Origin of the sequence: Centipeda periodontii DSM 2778 (assembly GCF_000213975.1) — a bacterium.
GTDB classification, from domain to species: Bacteria; Bacillota; Negativicutes; order Selenomonadales; family Selenomonadaceae; genus Centipeda; species Centipeda periodontii.
Genome location: NZ_GL892076.1, coordinates 186362 through 206246, shown reverse-complemented (window position 1 = coordinate 206246; position 19885 = coordinate 186362). Strand labels below are relative to the sequence as shown.

Here is a 19885-nt window from a genome sequence, read left to right as displayed (position 1 = left end):
ACCCGTTTCCGGCGTGCATGAACGATCCTGAGGAGATCTGTGTGCATGTGAAAAGTATCCCATGCCCAGAGATTTCCCCGGGATGAAGGAGTATGCGCTCCTTGGGGAAACATTGCTCATCTTTTCAGTTCTCGTTTTGCTTCCTATATGGAAGCTACGCTCTGAGGGTGGAAGCTCAGAGCGCTTTTTTTACAAAAAATCATCATATGATGATTTTTTAGAGAAGTTAGTTTCGGTCTAATTTCCCTAAAAATATAAAGGAGGACATACTATGCCGGAAGAAAAAGAGCGGTCGAGCGACGAAGAGCTTCAGAAGCTTTTGAAAAAATCGGCGGATGTCGAGGACTTCCCCGACGTTCCGCTCGATGAATTCACGCCGCCCACGGATGAGGAGTGGAAAGCCGCATGCGAAGCGCTCCTCAAAGGCGCGCCGTTTGAAAAGAAGATGTTTACAAAGACGTACGAGGGGATCACCTTCGATCCCATGTATACGCGTAAACACACGGAAGAAATCCTGCCGAAGAGCGTTATGCCCGGCATGGGGGACTATCTGCGCGGCGTCGATGCGGCGGGCTACATCGGAAAGCCGTGGGGCATTGCGCAGGCGTGCGACGAGACGCTGCCCTCCGAGAACAACGAACTCCTGCGTCACGAGAACGACAAGGGATCGACGATCTATCACATCGTGCTGGACTCGGCGTCCCGTGCAGGCATCGACGCACGTCAGGCGGAGAAGGTCGGTGACACGGGCACGAGCGTGACGACGGTCGATGATATGCACACGTTGCTCACGGGGCTTGACCTCAAGAAGTTCCCGCTCTATGTCTATGCGGGCGCAAATGCCGTGCCCCTCCTCGCACTCGTGGCGGCGGCACGCCGCGCGGCGGGCGAGGATATGGCGAACGTGCAGGGCATCGTCGGCGCAGACCCCATCGGAGCGCTCGTGACGGACGGGAAACTCCCCGCCTCGCTGGACGCACACTATGACAGCCTCGCTGCGGCGGCGCGCTGGGCGACGGCGAATGCACCGCGTCTGCGTACGGTGTTCGTACGCAGCGATGTTTACAGCAGCGGCGGTGCAAACGATGTGCAGGAGGTTGCCTCCGTCCTCGCTACGGCGACGGCGTATCTCAGGGCGCTGTGCGAGCGTGGTCTTACGATTGACGAGGCGGCATCGCAGATCGCCTTTGGGTTCTCAATGGGCGCGAACTTCTTCCTGCAGATTGCAAAGCTGCGCGCCGTGCGTCCGATCTGGGCGCAGATCGTGAAGGCGTTCGGCGGCAGCGCAGAGGCGCAGAAGATGCGCATCCATGCGCGCCCTGCGCTCTTCTTCAAGACCATCTACGACCCGTATGTCAATATGCTCCGCAATACAACGGAGATCTTCTCGGGCGTCGTGGGCGGCATCGACTCCTTTGAGAGTGCGCCGTTCGACGAACCCATCCGCAAGGGCGATGAATTCTCGCGCCGCATCGCGCGCAATATTCAGATCATGCTACAGGAGGAATTCGGACTTCTCCAACCCATCGATCCCGCCGGCGGCTCGTGGGCAGTCGAAACATTGACACGCCAGATGAAGGAAAAGATCTGGGAAGAGTTCCAAAGCATCGAGAAGCAGGGCGGTATCGTGGAGGCTCTGCGCAGCGGTACGGTGCAGGATGCCATCGCGAAAGTGCTTGCCGACCGCTTCAAGAGTGCCAACCTCCGCAAAGACCGCATTGTCGGCAACAATATGTATCCGAACATGACGGAGACGCTGCTGGAGACGCGTGCGGAGGATACGGCGGCGCTCAAGGCACAGCGCACGAAAGACATCGACGCCTATCTCTCCGACATTGATGCAAAGCATCGTGACGAGGCGCTTGCCGCACTGAGGGGAGCGCTCAGTGTTGAGAATGCGACGGAGGCGGCGCTTGCGGGCGCAACGATTGCAGAGCTGATGAACGCAGTCAACGAGGGGAAGGGCGCGGAGACCGTTACCGCAATCGCGCCGCACCGTTGGAGCGAGCGTTTCGAGGCGCTACGCCGGCGCACGGAGGACTACAAGGCGGAGAAGAACGACAACGTGAAGATCTTCCTCGCGAACATGGGTCCCATCCCGCAGCACAAGGCACGTGCGGACTTTACCACGGGCTTCCTGCAGGTCGGCGCATTCGAGGTGCTCACGAACGACGGCTTCAAGACCGTCGAGGAGGCTGCAGAGGCAGCGCGTGCGAGCGGCGCGGATGCGGTTGTCATCTGCTCCACGGATGCGACCTATCCCGAGATCGTGCCCGCGCTCGCACCGAAGCTCCATGAGGTGCTGCCGAACGCGCGCGTATTCCTCGCGGGCGCCGCGCCGAAAGATCTGCTTGAGACTTACAAGGAAGCGGGCATTGACGAATACATCTCCGTCCGTGCGAACTGCTATGAGGTGCTCGAGAGCCTTCAGAAAAAGAAAGGGATGATTGCGTAATGGCAGGCTTTACCAACCCGGATTTCACGGGGATGAGCCTCGGCGAAAGCCCGTCCGCAGACTCCAAGGAGTGGCGCGCCCTCTTTGAGGGGACGACGGGACGGACATTCGAGGCACTCACGCACAAGACCATGGAGCGTGTGCCCGTGAAACCATTCTACGATCACGATGTATACGCATCGATGAACCACCTCGACTTCGCCAGCGGCATCCCGCCGTGCCTCAGAGGTCCTTACTCCACGATGTACGTCTTCCGTCCGTGGACGGTGCGTCAGTATGCGGGCTTTTCGACCGCCGAGGAGTCGAACGCATTCTATCGGCGCAACCTCGCCGCAGGTCAGAAAGGTCTTTCCATCGCGTTCGACCTTCCGACACATCGCGGCTATGATGCGGACAACCCGCGCGTCGTTGGCGACGTGGGCAAGGCGGGCGTTTCGGTCTGCTCCATGCTGGACATGAACATCCTGTTCTCCGGCATCCCACTCGATCAGATGTCCGTCTCCATGACCATGAACGGTGCCGTTCTGCCGATTCTCGCCTTCTTCATCGTATCGGGCGAGGAGCAGGGCGTTGACAAAAAGATCATGGCGGGCACGATCCAGAACGACATTTTGAAAGAGTTCATGGTGCGCAACACCTACATCTACCCGCCCGAGATGTCCATGCGCATCATCGGCGACATCTTTGAGTACACAACGAAGTACATGCCGAAGTTCAACAGCATCTCCATCTCCGGCTACCATATGCAGGAGGCGGGTGCGCCGGCGGACATCGAGCTGGGCTACACCCTCGCGGACGGTCTTGAGTACATCCGCACGGGCATCAAGGCGGGACTTGCCGTTGACGACTTTGCGAAGCGTCTCTCGTTCTTCTGGGCGATCGGCAAGAACTACTTCATGGAGATTGCAAAGATGCGCGCGGCGCGTGTCCTCTGGGCGAAGATCGTCAAATCCTTCGGCGCGCAGAACGACAAATCCATGGCTCTCAGAACGCACAGCCAGACATCGGGCTGGTCGCTGACCGCGCAGGATCCGTTCAACAACATCGCCCGCACGGCAATGGAGGCGATGGGTGCGGCACTCGGTCACACGCAGTCCCTCCACACGAACGCACTGGATGAGGCAATCGCGCTGCCGACGGACTTCTCGGCGCGTATCGCACGCAACACGCAGCTCTACATCCAGGATGAGACGAGCGTCTGCAAGATCATCGACCCGTGGGGCGGCTCCTACTACGTCGAGGCGCTCACGAACGAGATCATCCGCCGTGCATGGGCGCATATCCAGGAGGTCGAGTCCCTCGGCGGCATGGCAAAGGCGATCTCGACGGGACTGCCGAAAATGCGCATCGAGGAGGCGGCGGCACGCCGTCAGGCGCAGATCGACTCCGGCATCGAGAGCATCGTCGGTGTCAACAAGTACCGCCTGGAAAAGGAAGACCCCCTGCAGATCCTCGCCATCGACAATACCGCCGTGCGTCAGGCACAGGTGGAACGCCTTGAGAAACTGCGCGCAGAGCGCAATGCGGACGATGTGCGCCGCTGCCTTGAGGGCATCACGAAGGCGGCGGAGACACGCGACAACGGCAACCTCCTCGAGGCAGCGGTCGATGCGGCACGCGCACGCGCCTCGCTCGGCGAGATCTCCGATGCGGTGGAGAAGGTCTCCGGCCGCTTCCAGGCGGTCATTCACACGATCTCGGGTGTCTACTCCTCCGAGTTCACGGACAAGACCGAACTCGACCGCGCCCGTGAGATGGCGGACGAGTTCGAGGAACTCACGGGACGCCGTCCGCGTATCTTCGTCGCGAAGATGGGACAGGACGGACACGACCGCGGACAGAAGGTCATCGCCTCCTCCTTCGCCGACATGGGCTGGGACGTTGACGTGGGACCGCTCTTCCAGACGCCCGCCGAGACGGCGCAGGATGCCGTCGACAACGACGTGCACATGGTCGGGTTCAGCTCCCTCGCAGCGGGGCACAACACGCTCCTGCCGCAGCTCGTCGATGAGCTGAAGAAGCTCGGCCGCGACGACATCATGGTCTGCATCGGCGGCGTTATCCCCGTGCAGGACTATGACAACCTCTACGAGCACGGCGCGGTCGCGATTTTCGCACCGGGCACGAACATCCCCGAGGCGGGCATCAAGCTCCTGACACTTCTCATCGCACGCGCGAAGGAAGAGGCTGCAGGCTGAGGAAATAAATAAAACGCCCCTTCCACCGCTTGCGCGGTCCCCCTCCCCCGCCCCGTGCGGGGGAGGCTTTGAATTACGGGATATTAGGGAAGCACTGATAAATTCAGCACCGCCATCTTGACGTATCTTTTTTGCCCGCACTACGCCCGCGATCCTCCACATAGCTTTGGCTATGCGTCGGACTCTCTCCTTGTTCGGACGAAAAAATCTACGCCAATCTGAGGGTCTATTTTATCAGCGATTCCTTAGCTTCCCCCGTCGCTACGGGGGAAGTGGCGAGCGAAGCGAGTCGATAGGGGCGCCTCAATACCATAGAAGGAGGCTCTATGAGCGAAAAATATACAACGGAACGACCCGACTGGGTGCCCGAGGATGCCGACTGCAAATTCACGACAAGTGTCATGGGCGGCATCGAGGGGATCAAGGATCTGACCGTCGGCAATATCAATCCGAAACTATTGAACGGGCAGGGGATGCCCCGCCGCAAGCTCGTCCTATCGGAGGACGACTATGTTGCGGGCGTCGAGCGCGGCGACCGCATGACGCTCTCGCGCGCGATCACACTCATCGAGAGCAACAGCAGCCGCCACTTCAAACTCGCCCAGCGCGTGCTCCAGAGGCTGCTGCCAAAGACGGGCAACGCCCTGCGCATCGGCATCACGGGTGTACCGGGCGCGGGCAAGTCCACGATGATCGAGGCGTTCGGCAACATGCTCTGTGATCTGGGGCATCGCATCGCCGTTCTCACCGTCGACCCGACCAGCTCCGTCACGAAAGGCTCCATCCTCGGCGACAAGACGCGCATGGGTACGCTCTCGCGTCGTCCCGAGGCATTCATCCGCCCCTCGCCCGCCGGCGGCACACTCGGCGGCGTCGCGCGCAAGAGCCGCGAGACGATGCTGCTCTGTGAGGCGGCGGGCTACGATGTCATCATCATTGAGACGGTCGGTGTCGGACAGTCCGAGACGACCGTGCGCTCCATGGTCGACTTCTTCCTCCTCGTCGTGCTGACGGGTGCGGGCGATGAGCTGCAGGGCATCAAGAAGGGGATCATGGAGCTTGCGGATGCCATCGTCATCAACAAGGCGGACGGGGATAACCTCATCAAGGCAAAGGTCGCACGCGGACAGTACGAGCGCATGATCGAGTTCATCCGTCCCGCGACGCCGGGGTGGGAGACGCACGCCTATCTTGCCTCTGCCATCGAGAAGACAGGACTCGCCGAACTTTGGGAGCTCATCCGCATCTTCCGCGAGAAGACCACGGAGACGGGCGTTTGGAAGAAACGTCGTGACGGACAGCTGCTCGACTGGATGAACAGCATGATCGACGAGCACCTGCACAACCTCTTCTTCGACGATGCGGTCGTGCGCGGACGCATGCCCGAGGTGCGCGAGGCAATCCTCTCGGGTGAGATCTCGCCGACACAGGCGGTCGCCGAACTCCTTGGCGTGTTCGATGTGCGCCGCGCGGCGGGGCGGCAGGTCGATCTGTTTGCGAATTGAGAAATAGGGGGGCTGTTGCACGAAGTTTTCTAGCTTCGTGCAACAGCCCCGGGACCGCGCGAAGCGTGGTGGAAGGGGGACTTAGATTGCACAAACGCATCTGCCTCTCGGGCGCGGATATGTACGAGCTTGAGGAGGTTTTCAAGGAGTGGCGTGGCATCATCTCCGTCCGCACGGGCTACATCAACGCTGCACCGAACGCCGCGCATGACGACGTGGCAACGGGTACGGCGGGCGGGCGTATGGGCGTTGAGATCTGCTACGATCCGAAGAAGATCGACATCTCGCAGCTCCTCGACCTGCACTTCGCCGTTGTGACACCATACAGCATTGACGGGCAGGGTTATGTGCGCGGCAGTATGTACCGCGCGGGTATCTTTTACGAAAGCGCCGAGGACGAGCCGCAGATCGCGCTCTACCTCACCTTCCTTGCGGGGAAGGGGCGTTGTCCCGCGACGGGCGAACATCTGACGCTCAACGATCCGAACAGCAGTGCGGCGGCGCGGCGCGTACTGCACGCGACAATGGAACGGCTTACGTCCTTTCAGCCGGCGGCAGACGAGCATCAGGGCTATCTCAGCCGTCACCCCGAGACCGAGACCTACATCGACCTCGCACGCCTGCGTGCGCTTGTTAAACTTTGAAGCATACGGAAAAGATCGTTGACAATAAATCGTCGACGATCTTTTCCATTGTAACTATTTTTTTTAATTTCTCATTTCTTGCGTCTAATTTTATGATATAATCAAAGAAGTGATGGAGGTAACGCGTTTAGGAGAATATATATGATTATTCGAAATCGACTGCGCGCCACACTGTTGGTGCTTTTCGCATTCATTGTCGGACTCGTTGCCCTGAACTTTTATACATTTGAAAAACTGGAGGGAGACTCTCCTGCCGTCAACGCGTCCGGTTCCCTGCGCATGCGTGCCTATCAGCTTGCGTGGCTCTCGGCGCGCCTTGTTCCTGCCGATGCAGACGAGGCGGTGGATATCCGACGCAGTATGCGGACGCGGATTGAGGAGTATGAACGCGTTCTCACGGGGCTCAACGAGGGCTGTGCGGAGATGCATCTTGAGGCGTCCTCGGACGATGCGGTAAAGGCGCAGCTGGCTGTTGTGCAGCCCCTGTGGGAGAGTTATCGCGAGCACGTCTTTGATGTGCTGAGGGCGGATACGCCCGAGAAGAAATATGCGGCAAATGCTGTGGTCGCCGCTGAGGTTGTAGGCTATGTGACAGAGGTGGACAAGCTCGTTACAGCGTATGACCACGCGAGTCAGGCAAAGATCGAGGCTTCGGAAAAGATTGGCGTGAGCGTGATCTTCCTTGCCTTCCTCATCTTCGTCATCTCCTCCTACTGCATCATTACCGAGGTTCTGCGTCCGCTGGCGGCGCTTACTGCGTCCTTCCACGAGGTCGCGGGCAAGGAGGCGGATCTTACGCAGCAGCTGACTGCGAAGCGCTATGACGAGATCGGGCGCATTGTTCACTCGTTCAACAGTTTTGTCAGCGATCTGCGCCAAATCGTGCAGCGCGCGCAGGAATGTTCCACGGAGGTCTCGGGACTCTCGGACACACTATGGCAGGCGAGCATCGAAAACAGCAAGGCGGTTGAGTACAACGCCGTTGCCATCACGAATGTGGCGAATCACGCACACGAGCAGAATGAAAATATTCAGCTGCTTGCTGCGAGTGTCGGCGGCATCTCCGCGCATATGGAAGAGATGCAGACATCCATGAAGGCCGATGAGATCAACCGCGCCGCCCTGATCACCTCCATCGAGGCGGTGCGTGCCTGTGTGCAGGTCGCAGCTGCAGCTTCCGAGGACGTTGCGAAAGCGTCGCGGGAGATCACGGGGCTTACCGAGGACTCTGCCGCTGCCATCGAGCAGGAGACCGCCTCCCTCGAGGCGTTTGCCGCAACCGCCGAGCACCTCAAGGGGCTTTCGGGCGAACTGGATGAGCTTGTCGGACGGTTTAAGGTGTAATCCCATCATTGCGTTCATGCCGCCGAAGAAATTCGGCGGTTTTTCTTGCGAATTGACTGGAAAGAACGTACAATATAAAAAAGAATTGCAAATAAGGGAGCAGCTATGGGCAAGGAAGCGGAAGGACGACAGTATCAGGATACGGTATTTCGCGCGTATTTTAACGATGCGGATCGACTGCGGGAACTTGCGGGCGCCCTGCATGGGAGAACGTATGCGGCGAGCGATCCTGTGAAGATTGTGACACTTGAAGGGACATTCCTCTCGCAGGTCAAAAACGATATTTCATTTCTGCTGGCGGGGCGGTATCTCGTTTTCATCGAGCACCAGAGCACGCCAAATGAGAATATGCCACTGCGGTGTCTCTACTATGTATGTGAGCAACTGCGTGAGGAAATTGATAGCAGCCTGCTCTATCGCAATCGGAGTGTTTTACTTCCTGCGCCTGAGTTTCACGTATTTTATACGGGCACGAAGGAACTGCCCGAGGAGTTCGTGATGCGTCTCTCGGATGCATATCGGCGTGAGGGTGAGGAGAAGATACACCTTGAGCTTTTGGTGACGGTGCATAACATCGTCTATCGTGACCGAAAAAAACTGCTCATGGAGAGCCGTGCCCTACATGACTACAGCCGGTTCATTGGAGAGATCAAGGCGAACCGTGCGGCAGGAATGCTGCCGGCGGACGCCATCCGCGCCGCGATGCACACCTGTATGGAACGCGATATTATGCGTGCGTTTTTGAAAGCGCACGAGAGGGAGGTTGTTGATATGGTGAATTTTGAGTGGAATCAGGAACTGTTCGAGGCGGCAAAGTTTGAGGAGGGGCTTGAGCAGGGGCTTGAGCAGGGGCTTGAGCAGGGGCTTGAACGAGGGCGTGCGGAAGGGCGTGCGGAGGGGCGCGATGAGGAGAGAGGCGTCATGATCCTCAATATGCTGCGTGAGAAGATGCCGATTGAGATGATCGCGAAGGTCTCGAATCTCTCGCTCGAGAAGGTGCGGGAGCTTGGACGAATGCACAGTCTGCTATGAGGGAATACCGATCATAAATCCCATCTTGCTATCATCGGCAGAACGGGATTTTTGTATGCCTCGGGTGGTGTTACGCAGCAGAAAAATCCCCTTTTGTGCTATAATTGCAATTCAGTACAGCTTTTTCAGCCGGACAAGGAAGCGAACCGGACGCAGAGGGATTCTCCAATGCCTCCCACGCAGCGGCGGGGAAGAGGAACGAAAAAGGCTGTTGCATGAAGTTTTTTAACTTCACGCAACAGCTCATTTATTATACTGGGTACGATGCGTTACTCCTTGATCGGTTTCTTGAGCAGGGAGAGGATGACGGCACCGACGACGGCGCCGATGATGATACTCACGAGGTACATGAGCGGGTTGCCGATGGTCGGGACGACGAAGATGCCGCCGTGTGGTGCGCGCAGGGTGCAGTCAAAGAACATGGTGAGTGCGCCCGCGAGCGCAGAACCCACGACCATGGAGGGGATGACGCGCACAGGATCGGATGCCGCGAATGGGATCGCGCCCTCGGTGATAAAGGAGAGTCCCATGACGTAGTTTGTGATGCCCGCTTTGCGCTGGCTCTCGGTGAAGCGGTTCTTGAAGAACGTGGTCGCAAGTGCGATCGCCAGCGGCGGAACCATGCCGCCCGCCATGACCGCAGCCATGACGTGATACTCGCCCGACGCGAGGAGTCCCGTGCCCGTGACGTATGCCGCCTTGTTGATGGGACCACCCATATCGACTGCCATCATGCCGCCGACGATCAGTCCCATGAGGACGCGCGCCGAGGGATCCATGCCGCCGAGGGTCTCGATCATCCAGTTGTTGATGGCAGAGACGGGCGGCGCGATGATGTAGAGCGAGATCAGCCCCATGATGAGGATGCCGAAGAACGGATAGAGGAGGATGGGTTTGATGCCGTCGAGGGAGGCGGGCAGTCCCGCGAATACCTTCTTGAGGGCGTTGACGGCGTAGCCGCCGACGAAGCCCGCGAGCAGTGCGCCGAGGAAGCCCGTGCCCGTTGCGCCTGCGAGTGAACCGCCGACGAAGCCGACGGCAAGTCCCGGGCGGTCGGCAATCGACATGCCGATGAAGCCCGCGAGGACGGGGAGCATGAAGCCGAACGAGGCTCCGCCGACCTGCATGAAGAACTTGGCAAGCGGGGTGTTCGAGCCGAACTTTGACGGATCGATGGTGTAGTCGTCAAAGAGGAAGGCGAGCGCGATGAGGATACCGCCGCCCACAACGAACGGGAGCATATGCGAGACGCCGTTCATGAGATGTTTGTAGATCTGGCGGGCAAGACTCTCGTTTTCTGCATCGTCTGCGCCCTCTGCCGTGTCCGCACCGGTTGCATGGTAGATGGGGGCACTGCCGGAGAGTGCACGGTCGATCAGTTCATCTGCCTTGTTGATGCCGTCCGCGACCTTCGTGATGACGACGCGGCGCCCGTCAAAGCGGGACATGGCGACATTCTTGTCCGCCGCGACGATGATGCCGTCCGCGGCGGCGATCTCCTCCGGCGTGAGGACGTTCTTGACGCCCGCTGAGCCGTTCGTCTCGACTTTGACCGTGAGACCGCGTTTCTTCGCGTGCTGCTCGATGCTCTCCGCTGCCATAAAGGTGTGCGCGATGCCCGTGGGGCAGGCGGTGACAGCGAGGATCTGGATGTGGTCGGCGGCAGGCTTCGTCTCCTCGTCTGCCGTGTCGGCACCGGGCGCAACGAAGCGGTCGTTTTCCTTGTCGTCGATGAGGCGACGGAACTCCTCGACACTCTTGGCGGCGATGAGCGCCTCCTTGAAGTCGGGATCCATAATCATGGTCGCGAGCTTCGAGAGGATGGCGAGATGTTCGTCGTTCGCGCCGTTTGGAGCCGCGATCATGAAGAAGAGGCGGCTCGGGTTGCCGTCCATCGCGGCGAAGTCCATGCCGTCCGGAATGGTCATGGCGGCGAGTCCCGCCGCCTGCACGCCGTCGCTCTTGGCGTGCGGCGTTGCGATGCCGTCGCCAAGGCCGGTGGTGCCGCTCTCCTCACGGGCGAGCACGTCCTTGACGTACTGCTCCTTGTCGCTGAGGTTGCCGCCCTTTTCCATGTAGTCGGCAAGCAGGCGAATTGCCGCCTCCTTCGAGGCAGGGGCAGAAACGCCGAGGGCGATGCTCTTAGGGTTAAGAAGATCGTTGATATGCAAGGGAAACCCCCTCCTTTTTCATTGTGCTGAGTTTTATTCACTGTGCATACTCCTCGCAGAACCCTCGTTACGCAAGCGGTCGGGCACTTATCTGCCGAAATACCTGCGGATTCCAAACGCGCTTCGCTTGAACGAATAAAATCCGCAGGGGGCAGAACGTGCCCTCTCTTCCGCTTGCTCCACTAGGGTTTGCTACGGAGTATTGCACAGCTGCGATAGGTTTACATTCATTTGCCTGGGATGTATGCCGCAGTTACATCAAACAATCGTCTTCAGTAGCGCAAGTGCCTCTTCACGCGTGGCGAGGTTCTCGGAGAATGCGGAGGCGGAGCCGGTTGCGACGCCCATGTAGAACGCGCGCTCATAGTCGCCGTTCGACTCCATGAAGCCTGCGAGGAAGCCGGCGACCATCGAGTCGCCCGCGCCGACGGAGTTGACGAGCGTGCCCTTCGGTGCGGCGGAGCGGTAGAAGACTCCCTCGGACGTGAGGAGGATTGCGCCGTCGCCCGCCATGGAGATGAGCACATTCGTTGCGCCCTCTTCCTGCAGCTTCTTTGCGTGGTAGACGATCTCGTCGTCCGTTTTCAGATCCACGCCGAACATCTCACCGAGCTCGTGATTGTTTGGCTTGATGAGGAACGGGCGATACTTCAGCACGCGCCGCAGGAGATTCTTTGTCGCGTCGACCACGATGCGGATGCCGCGCCCCGCGAGATGCTCCATGATGCGCTCGTAGATGTCATCGGGCAGCGTGTTCGGAATCGATCCTGCGAGGACGAGCGTGTCGCCGCTCTTCAGGCGGCCAAGCTTTTCAAAGAGTGTACGCTGCGCTTCCTCCGTGATGACGGGCCCCTGTCCGTTGATCTCGGTCTCGCGTCCCGCCTTGATCTTGACGTTGATGCGCGAGAAGCCGTCATCGAGGCGCACGAAATCGTCTTTGACGCCGAATGAGTGCAGCATCTGCTGCATCGCGACGCCCGTGAACCCCGCGAGGAAGCCCAGCGCCGCACTGTCGTGTCCGAGATTTTTCAGCACGATGGAGACGTTGATGCCCTTGCCTCCCGGCAGGATCTGCTCGTAGTTCACGCGATTGATCTCGCCCACAGTGAGATCCTCCAATCGGACGATGTAGTCAATCGACGGATTGAAGGTGACGGTGTAGATCATGTAATTATCCCTCCCTAGATTTTCGATGAAATGATAATATTCCCCATTAAAACCATCATATATTCTAGACATGCCAAAGTCAAGGAATCCAGTTCCACATCTCCGACTTGTCAGCGCTTTTTCTTTCCTCTATAATGGAGAAGAAAATATAACGGAACAGGGGCGTATATATGACAGCAGAAATGGAAACGATGGAGCAGGGGAGCGTGCAGACGGAGGAAAAACCGAAGAAAGCGCCAGCACCGAAGGGGATCATGTTCTACATCAAGAAGGGGCTGCGCCTGATCCTCGGCGCGCTCATCACAGCAGTGGGATTGGAACTCTTCCTGATCCCGAACAATGTCATCGACGGCGGCGTGGTCGGCCTCTCGATCATGTCGCAGACGATCACAGGGATGGGGCTCGGCGTATTCCTCGTGCTCTACAACATTCCGTTCGTCTACATGGGCTACAAGCAGATCGGCAAGAGCTTTGCGCTTTCGACCATCTTTGCCATCATCATGCTCTCGATCTGGTCGAGTGTACTGCACGATGTGCCGCAGGTGACGAACGATCCGTTCCTTGCCGCGATCTTCGGCGGCGTCGTGACGGGGCTTGGCGTCGGCATTGTCATGCGTACGGGCGGCTGCTTCGACGGAACGGAGATCGTCGCGATCATCATGGACGCACGCACGCAGTTCTCCGTCGGCGAGGTTGTCATGTTCATCAATCTCTTCATCCTCTCTTCGGCGGGGCTGCTCTACGGGTGGGACAAGGCGATGTACTCGCTCTTTGCCTACTTCGTCATCGCGAAGATGATCGATGTCGTCCTCAAGGGACTCGATGAGTCCTACGCCGTGATGATCGTCACGAGCGAGCATGAGGAGATGACCGAAGCGCTCAACGAACGCCTCGGGCGCGGTGTGACACTGCTGCACGGCGCGGGCGGCTACACGGGCGATGCAAAGGAAATCCTTTACTGTGTCGTCACGCGCCTCGAACTCGACAAGCTCAAGGAGATCGTTCTTGACAAGGACGAGCGTGCCTTCGTCACAATCAATGCCGTGCACGACATTGTGGGCGGGCGGTTTAAGAAAAAGGCGATACACTAACAAGCAAGGGCTGTTGCACGAAAGTCGTGCAACAGCCCTTGTCATATGCATAAACTGATATAAAATAAACATTTTATAAAATAAAATATGATAATTATATTGCTTTCTGCGTGTGGATGTGCTACAATGCAGATAATTCATGCGAGTGATTTTGTTGTTTTTTCGAAGAAAGGCGGCGGCACGATGGGCAGTGTGAAAGAACAAAACATATGGATCGGCGTGGATGTCGGGACGACGGGTGTACGCGCAATCGCATACGAGGCATCCGGGTTGAGCCGTGCCTCAGCAGAGGCATTCTATCCACTGCGCACGCCACATCCGGACTGGGCGGAGGAACGCCCGTCAGAGATCCTTGCGGCGACGGAGCAGGTGGTGGGCAAGGTGGCGGATGCACTGCGCCATCAGGGGCGGATACCATCCGGCATCGCACTCAGTACGGTCATGCACAGCCTGATCCCGCTCGATGCGGAGAAGCAGCCGCTCACGGATATGCAGACGTGGGCAGACAGCCGCAGTGCAGGCATCGTGCGCGCGCTGAAGGAAACGGAACCCGCACTCTGCCGCTCGTTCTATGAGCGCACAGGCTGCCCCATGCACGCCTGCTACCCGCTGGCAAAGATCCTCTGGCTGAAACAGAATCGCCCCGAACTGTTCGCACGCACGAAGTTCATCGGCTCGATCAAGGATCATCTCTTCCATGCGTTCACGGGGGAGTTCCTCATCGACCGTTCGACGGCGAGCACGACCGCGCTCTATAACGCACGTCAGCTTGCGTGGGACACGGAGATCCTGAACTTCATCGGCATCACGGAGGATATGCTGCCGCCCGTCGTCTCGACAACCGAGGCACGTGCGCTCACGGCGGCTGCGGCGGAGCGGATGCACCTCACGGCAGGTCTGCCCGTTGTGATCGGTGCGACGGACGGCGTGCTCGTCAACGTGGGGATCGGTGCGGTCGCGGCGGGACAGCTGAGTGCGACCATCGGCACGAGCGGTGCCATGCGCATGCTCGTCGGTGAGCCGCGCACCGATGAGAAGATGCGTACATGGTGCTACAACCTCGTGGACGGGCTCTGGGTCGCGGGCGGCGCGATCAACAACGGCGGCATGATCCTGCGCTGGATGCGCGATAAGATCTGCCATTTCAGCGAGGCACAGATGGCGGCGCTCGATGTGGATGCTTACGACCTCATGACGATGAAGGCATCCAAGATTCCTGCCGGCTCGGACGGGCTGATCCTCCTGCCATTCTTCACGGGCGAGCGTGCGCCGTATTGGAACTCCGATCTGCGCGGGCTCTTCTTCGGGCTCTCGCTGAACCACAGCCGCTCCCATATGATTCGCGCCGTGATGGAGGGGATTTGCTACGGCATGCACAACGTCTTTGATGCCCTGCAGGGGTTCGGTGCGGTGCGTGACATCCGTATGAGCGGCAGCTTTACGAAGTCGCCGCTCTGGATGCGGATCCTCGCGGACGTGCTCGGCGAGCCGCTCGTTCTGCCCGATAACAGCGAGGGAGCGGCGTACGGTGCGGCGGTGCTGGGCTTTATCTCGGCAGGCGAAATGAAGGGGATCGCGGATACGGCAGATCTCGTACACGCAAAGAAGGTTTACGCGCCCGACCCGTCGAATCACAAGACATATGCGCAGCTCGTCGACATCAGCGGGCGGCTCTATCACAATCTGCAGAAGGAATTCGCCGAGATTGCGGCGTATCAGGCGGGACACTGAGGGGAGGAAATCGAGATGAGTAATGGAACGATGGATATTGGTGTCGTTGGCATGGGTGTCATGGGGAGCAATCTCGCGTTCAACATGGCGGATCATGGCTTTCAGGTGGCGGGGTGGAACCGCACATCGGATCTGACGGAGGCGGCAGAGAAACGCAATCCACCCGCGAATTTCCATGCTTGCTACGATTTGAAGGAATTCATCGGTTCCTTGAAGAAGCCGCGCCGCGTCTTCCTCATGATCGCTGCGGGAGCGCCCGTGGACTGGGCGATCGGGGAGATTGCCCCACTGCTCGAGGCGGGTGATATCATCCTCGACGGCGGCAACTCCTTCTATGCGGACACGCGCCGTCGGCATGACGCGCTCAGAGAGCAGGGGATCTGCTACTTCGGTGTGGGAGTTTCGGGCGGCGAGAAGGGCGCGCGCTTTGGCCCCGCCATCATGCCGGGCGGTGACCGCGCGGCGTACGAGGCCGTGCGCCCGATCCTAGAAGGAATTGCGGCGCGTGCGGGGGATGCGCCGTGCTGCACCTACATCGGCGAGGACGGCGCGGGACACTATGTCAAGATGGTGCACAATGGCATCGAGTATGCGGATATGCAGCTGATTGCGGAGACATACCTCATCCTGAAGCACGTAGGCAGCCTGTCGAATGCGCGCATCGGCGAGATCTTTCACGAGTGGAATGCAGGCGAGCTGAAGAGCTACCTCATCGGCATCACGGCGGACATCTTTGCCGAGCAGGATGCGGAGACGGGCAAGGCGCTCGTCGATATTATCGTCGACCGTGCGGGGCAGAAGGGGACGGGGCGCTGGACGAGCCTTGAGGCGCTGCAGTGCGGCGTGGATCTCTCCATGATCTCGGCGGCGTGCAACGCGCGTGTGCTCTCGAACCTCACCGAGGAGCGCGCCCATGCGGGAGCGGTCATGAGCGCACCTGCCGCCGCGGGCGAGGTTGGTGCGGACTTTATCGAAGCCGTGCGCCGCAGCCTGTATACGGCGAAGATCGTCGCCTACGCACAGGGGTTCTCGCTCTATCGTGCGGCAAAGGAGGAATTCGGCTGGTCGCTTGACTTCGGAAAGATTGCCTCCATCTTCCGTGCGGGCTGCATCATCCAGGCGGAATTTTTGCAGCGCATCACGGACGCCTATGAGCGCGAGCCGAATCTCAAGAATCTCATGTTCGATGACTTCTTCCTCTCCTCCATCAATGCGAACATGGAGAGTTTGCGCGGTACCGTCTGCCTTGCTGTGCAGCATGGCGTGCCCGTCCCCGCACTCTCTGCCGCCATGCAGTACATCGATGCACTGCGCAGCGGACAGCTCGGGGCAAACCTCATTCAGGCACAGCGCGACTATTTTGGTGCGCATACCTTCGAGCGCACGGACAAGGCGGGATCGTTCCACCATCAGTGGCAGGAGCATTATCCAAAAGAATAGGGCGTGGTTCACCACGAACGGGTTGCTGCATGAAATCGTGCAGCAATTTTTTTGCCATGAAATGATATTTAATAAACAAAAATAGATTAAATAAATGAAATGCTATTTACAAATGAAAAACAATCGTCTATAATTACGTTAGGAATTGTTGCAAGTCTTTCTGCCGGGGAATGGGGGCGGAAAGACGGTGGGGGATGAGATCCCCATACATGAAAGGAGAGGAATCCTATGCCGCTGATTATTCTAGCTGTGGGCATCCTGCTGCTGTTCTTCCTCATCGTTCGCGTGAAGCTGAACAGTTTCATCTCGCTGCTCATCGTCGCAGGTCTCGTCGGCTATGCCGAAGGACTGCCCGTCACGCAGATCATCCCCGTCATCCAAAAGGGGCTTGGCGGGACACTCGGAGGGCTTGCCATCGTCGTTTCGTTCGGCGCGATTCTCGGCAAGCTGATGGCAGAGAGCGGCGGTGCACAGCGCATTGCCATGACGCTCATCAATATGTTTGGAAAGGAAAAGGTCAAGTGGGCGGTCTGCCTTACGGGCTTCATTGTCGGCATTGCGCTCTTCTATGAAATCGGCTTCGTCCTCCTCATCCCGCTCGTCTTTACAATCGCGGCATCGGCGCAGATCCGCCTGCTCGAGGTCGGCATTCCGATGGCAGCGGCGCTCTCCGTGACGCACGGCTTCCTGCCGCCGCATCCGGGACCGACGGCGATCTCGGTCATCTACAATGCGGACATCGGTCTGACACTCGTCTATGGTGCACTTCTCGCAGCTCCAATTGCAATCATTGCGGGGCCGATCTTCTACAACTTCGTCAAGGATCTCAACCCCGCGATCCCCGAGGGGCTGTATAACCCGAAGGTGTTTACGGATGAGGAGATGCCGAGCTTCGGCGTCAGCGTATTCACCGCGCTCGTGCCTGTTGTGCTCATGGCCGGCTCGGCGATTGCAAAGATGACGCTTCCTGCCGGTTCGCACGCGCTGGCGATCATGACCTTCCTCGGCTCGCCGGATATGGCGCTCACGATCTCCATCTTCATCGCGTTCTACACATTTGGTATCTCGCGCGGCAAGAGCATTCAGGAGATCATGAAGATCTCCGAGTCTGCAATCCTTGCCATTGCCATGATCCTGCTCATCGTGGGCGGCGGCGGCGCGCTCAAGCAGATCCTCATCGACAGCGGCGTCGGCCGCTACATCGGCGACCTCCTCATGGGCTCCGACCTCTCGCCGCTTGTCCTCGCGTGGTCGATCGCCGCCGTCATCCGCATTGCCTGCGGCAGTGCGACGGTCGCAGCGCTTACGGCGGGTGGTATCGCTGCACCCGTGGTTGCGCTCACGGGTGTCAGCCCCGAGCTCATGGTGCTCGCGACGGGCGCGGGCAGTCTCATCATCTCGCCGCCGAACGATCCCGGCTTCTGGCTCTTCAAGGAGTTCTTCGGCCTCACGGTAAAGGAGACGGTACGTACGTGGTGCGCGATGGAGACCATCATCTCGGTGCTCGGTCTCGCGGGCGTCCTGATCCTCAACGTATTCATCGGCTGATGAAGGCGCTGCGCGGATCATATCCAAAGGAGCGTGGGTGTCATGGGCTATCTTCTGGGCATTGATGCAGGCTCTACAAACTACAAGGCGATCGCGTGTGACAAGACGGGGCGTTTTCTCGCCTCTGCACGTCGACCGGCAAATACGAAGTATCATGAAAACGGCTGGGCGGAGACCTCGCCTGAGCTGATCTGGGAGGGCGTCGCCGCCTGTATCGCGGAGATTGCGGCGCAGCTGCCCGGTGAGACGTGCGACGGTGTTGCAGTTGCGAGTTCAGGCGAGGATGTTCTGCTTGACGGCGCTGTGCAATCGGTGTATCCTGCAATCCGATGGTTCGATACGCGCACGGAGGCAATCGCCTCTGCGTGGGAGCCGTTCGGGCGAGAGCACATCTATCGGATTACGGGGATCAATCCAAATCCCGTGGCAAGCATCACAAAGATGCAGTGGATTAAACGCTATGTTCCTGAGGCATGGGGGCGGGCGCGGCTTTGGATCCCGATCGCGGGCTTCATCAGTCTGAAACTGACGGGCACAGCGCGTGCGCCGTGGACGAATGCGTGCCGATCGATGGCGTTTGATCTAACGCGCCGCGACTGGTCGACGGAGATCCTTGCGGAGGCGGGGATCGATCGCTCCATGCTCGCCGATCCCATCCGCCCGGGCGAGCAGATCGGCACGCTTACGCCCGCCGCTGCCGCAGCGACGGGACTCAAAGAAGGGGCGCCGGTCTTTGCGGGCGGTGTGGACTATGCCTGCGGCACCTTTGCGACGGGGATCATCCGTCCGGGGCAGATGCTCGACTCCACAGGGACGAGCGAGCAGCTGCTTGCGATTCTGGATGCGCCCGAGAGCAGCGCCGCGAGCATGGAGAAGAACTTCACGTCCGTCGCCTATGTGGTCAATGACGCCTACTACATCATGGGCATGATCGTCGCGTCGGGCGGGATCTTCGAGTGGTTCAAGAATACGTTCGCATGTGCGTCCTTCGACCAGCTGGTCGGGGAGGCATCGCTCGAGCCGATCGGTGCGCGCGGCTGCATGATGCTGCCGTATTTCTCGGGGCGTCACACGATGGGGAGCGACCCCGCCGCACGCGGGGCGTTCGTCGGACTTACACGCGCGACGACGCGCGGCACCTTTGTGCGAGCCATTCTCGAGGGGCTCTGCTACGAGATGCACAGCATCGTGCAGGCGATGCAGGAGCTCTCAGGGCAGAGCGTCGAGTCGATCTACGCCATCGGCGGTGCGGCAAAGAGTACGTTCTGGATGCAGATGAAGGCGGATGTCACAGGCATTCCCGTGCGCAGCAAGGATGTTCCGGAGGCTGCGGCGCTCGGTGCGGCGATGCTCGCCGGACTCGGCGCCGGTGTCTATGCGAGTCCGGAGGAAGCCGTCGCACGCGTGCGCTTTGCCGAGCGGGAGTATGTGCCGGATGAGGCACGTCACGCACAGTATATGGAGCTCTATGAGACGCTGAACCGAGCGCTCTATCCCGCACTGCGGGAGTTCAACGCGGCGGTGACGCGCGCGCAGGGGACAAATGAAACGAAGTGAGG

At 59.2% G+C, this 19885-nt stretch carries 13 protein-coding genes; 11 read left to right on the top strand and 2 right to left on the bottom strand.

The annotated features are described in order from the left end of the window. Positions 1-271: 271 nt before the first annotated feature. The 6 genes from HMPREF9081_RS00935 (at position 272) to HMPREF9081_RS00910 (ending at position 9178) form a co-directional block, all read left to right on the top strand. On the top strand, positions 272-2455 hold the full coding sequence (locus HMPREF9081_RS00935; protein WP_006305003.1) for a methylmalonyl-CoA mutase family protein: 2184 nt from the start codon (positions 272-274) through the stop codon (positions 2453-2455). Continuing rightward, the gene (gene scpA, locus HMPREF9081_RS00930; RefSeq protein WP_006305002.1) at positions 2455-4653 is read left to right on the top strand and encodes a methylmalonyl-CoA mutase; all 2199 of its coding nucleotides are present in this window, start codon (positions 2455-2457) and stop codon (positions 4651-4653) included. Before HMPREF9081_RS00935 ends, scpA begins: the two co-directional genes overlap by 1 nt. 326 nt (positions 4654-4979) lie before the next feature. Beyond that, on the top strand, positions 4980-6158 hold the full coding sequence (gene meaB / locus HMPREF9081_RS00925; protein WP_006305001.1) for a methylmalonyl Co-A mutase-associated GTPase MeaB: 1179 nt from the start codon (positions 4980-4982) through the stop codon (positions 6156-6158). Positions 6159-6244: 86 nt separating this feature from the next. Then, positions 6245-6802 carry a peptide-methionine (S)-S-oxide reductase gene (locus HMPREF9081_RS00920; protein ID WP_006305000.1) on the top strand — a complete coding sequence of 186 codons (558 nt, stop codon included), beginning with the start codon at positions 6245-6247 and terminating at the stop codon, positions 6800-6802. Positions 6803-6943: 141 nt separating this feature from the next. Next, a complete protein-coding gene (locus HMPREF9081_RS00915; RefSeq protein ID WP_006304999.1) occupies positions 6944-8146 on the top strand; it encodes a type IV pili methyl-accepting chemotaxis transducer N-terminal domain-containing protein in 1203 nt (400 codons plus the stop codon). A gap of 105 nt (positions 8147-8251) precedes the next feature. Continuing rightward, positions 8252-9178 carry an RpnC/YadD family protein gene (locus HMPREF9081_RS00910; protein ID WP_006304998.1) on the top strand — a complete coding sequence of 309 codons (927 nt, stop codon included), beginning with the start codon at positions 8252-8254 and terminating at the stop codon, positions 9176-9178. Positions 9179-9447: 269 nt separating this feature from the next. Here the strand turns inward: HMPREF9081_RS00910 and HMPREF9081_RS00905 are convergent, their stop codons facing one another. Then, positions 9448-11349, bottom strand: a complete 1902-nt coding sequence (locus tag HMPREF9081_RS00905) for a PTS fructose transporter subunit IIABC (protein WP_006304996.1) — start codon at positions 11347-11349, stop codon at positions 9448-9450. A gap of 258 nt (positions 11350-11607) precedes the next feature. After that, positions 11608-12516 carry a 1-phosphofructokinase gene (pfkB, locus tag HMPREF9081_RS00900; RefSeq protein ID WP_040394168.1) on the bottom strand — a complete coding sequence of 303 codons (909 nt, stop codon included), beginning with the start codon at positions 12514-12516 and terminating at the stop codon, positions 11608-11610. Positions 12517-12686: 170 nt separating this feature from the next. Between pfkB and HMPREF9081_RS00895 the strand changes: the two genes are divergently transcribed. From HMPREF9081_RS00895 to HMPREF9081_RS00875, 5 genes are all read left to right on the top strand, one after another. Next, on the top strand, positions 12687-13607 hold the full coding sequence (locus HMPREF9081_RS00895; RefSeq protein WP_006304994.1) for a YitT family protein: 921 nt from the start codon (positions 12687-12689) through the stop codon (positions 13605-13607). A 183-nt stretch (positions 13608-13790) separates the two neighbouring features. Further along, complete coding sequence (locus HMPREF9081_RS00890; RefSeq protein ID WP_040395331.1) at positions 13791-15338, top strand: gluconokinase; 1548 nt, start codon at positions 13791-13793, stop codon at positions 15336-15338. A 15-nt stretch (positions 15339-15353) separates the two neighbouring features. Then, positions 15354-16778, top strand: a complete 1425-nt coding sequence (gndA, locus tag HMPREF9081_RS00885; RefSeq protein WP_006304992.1) for an NADP-dependent phosphogluconate dehydrogenase — start codon at positions 15354-15356, stop codon at positions 16776-16778. 228 nt (positions 16779-17006) lie between these two features. Next, the gene (locus HMPREF9081_RS00880) at positions 17007-18326 is read left to right on the top strand and encodes a gluconate:H+ symporter (protein ID WP_006304991.1); all 1320 of its coding nucleotides are present in this window, start codon (positions 17007-17009) and stop codon (positions 18324-18326) included. Between the two features lie 42 nt (positions 18327-18368). Next, positions 18369-19883 carry an FGGY-family carbohydrate kinase gene (locus HMPREF9081_RS00875; protein ID WP_006304990.1) on the top strand — a complete coding sequence of 505 codons (1515 nt, stop codon included), beginning with the start codon at positions 18369-18371 and terminating at the stop codon, positions 19881-19883. Positions 19884-19885: the final 2 nt, after the last annotated feature.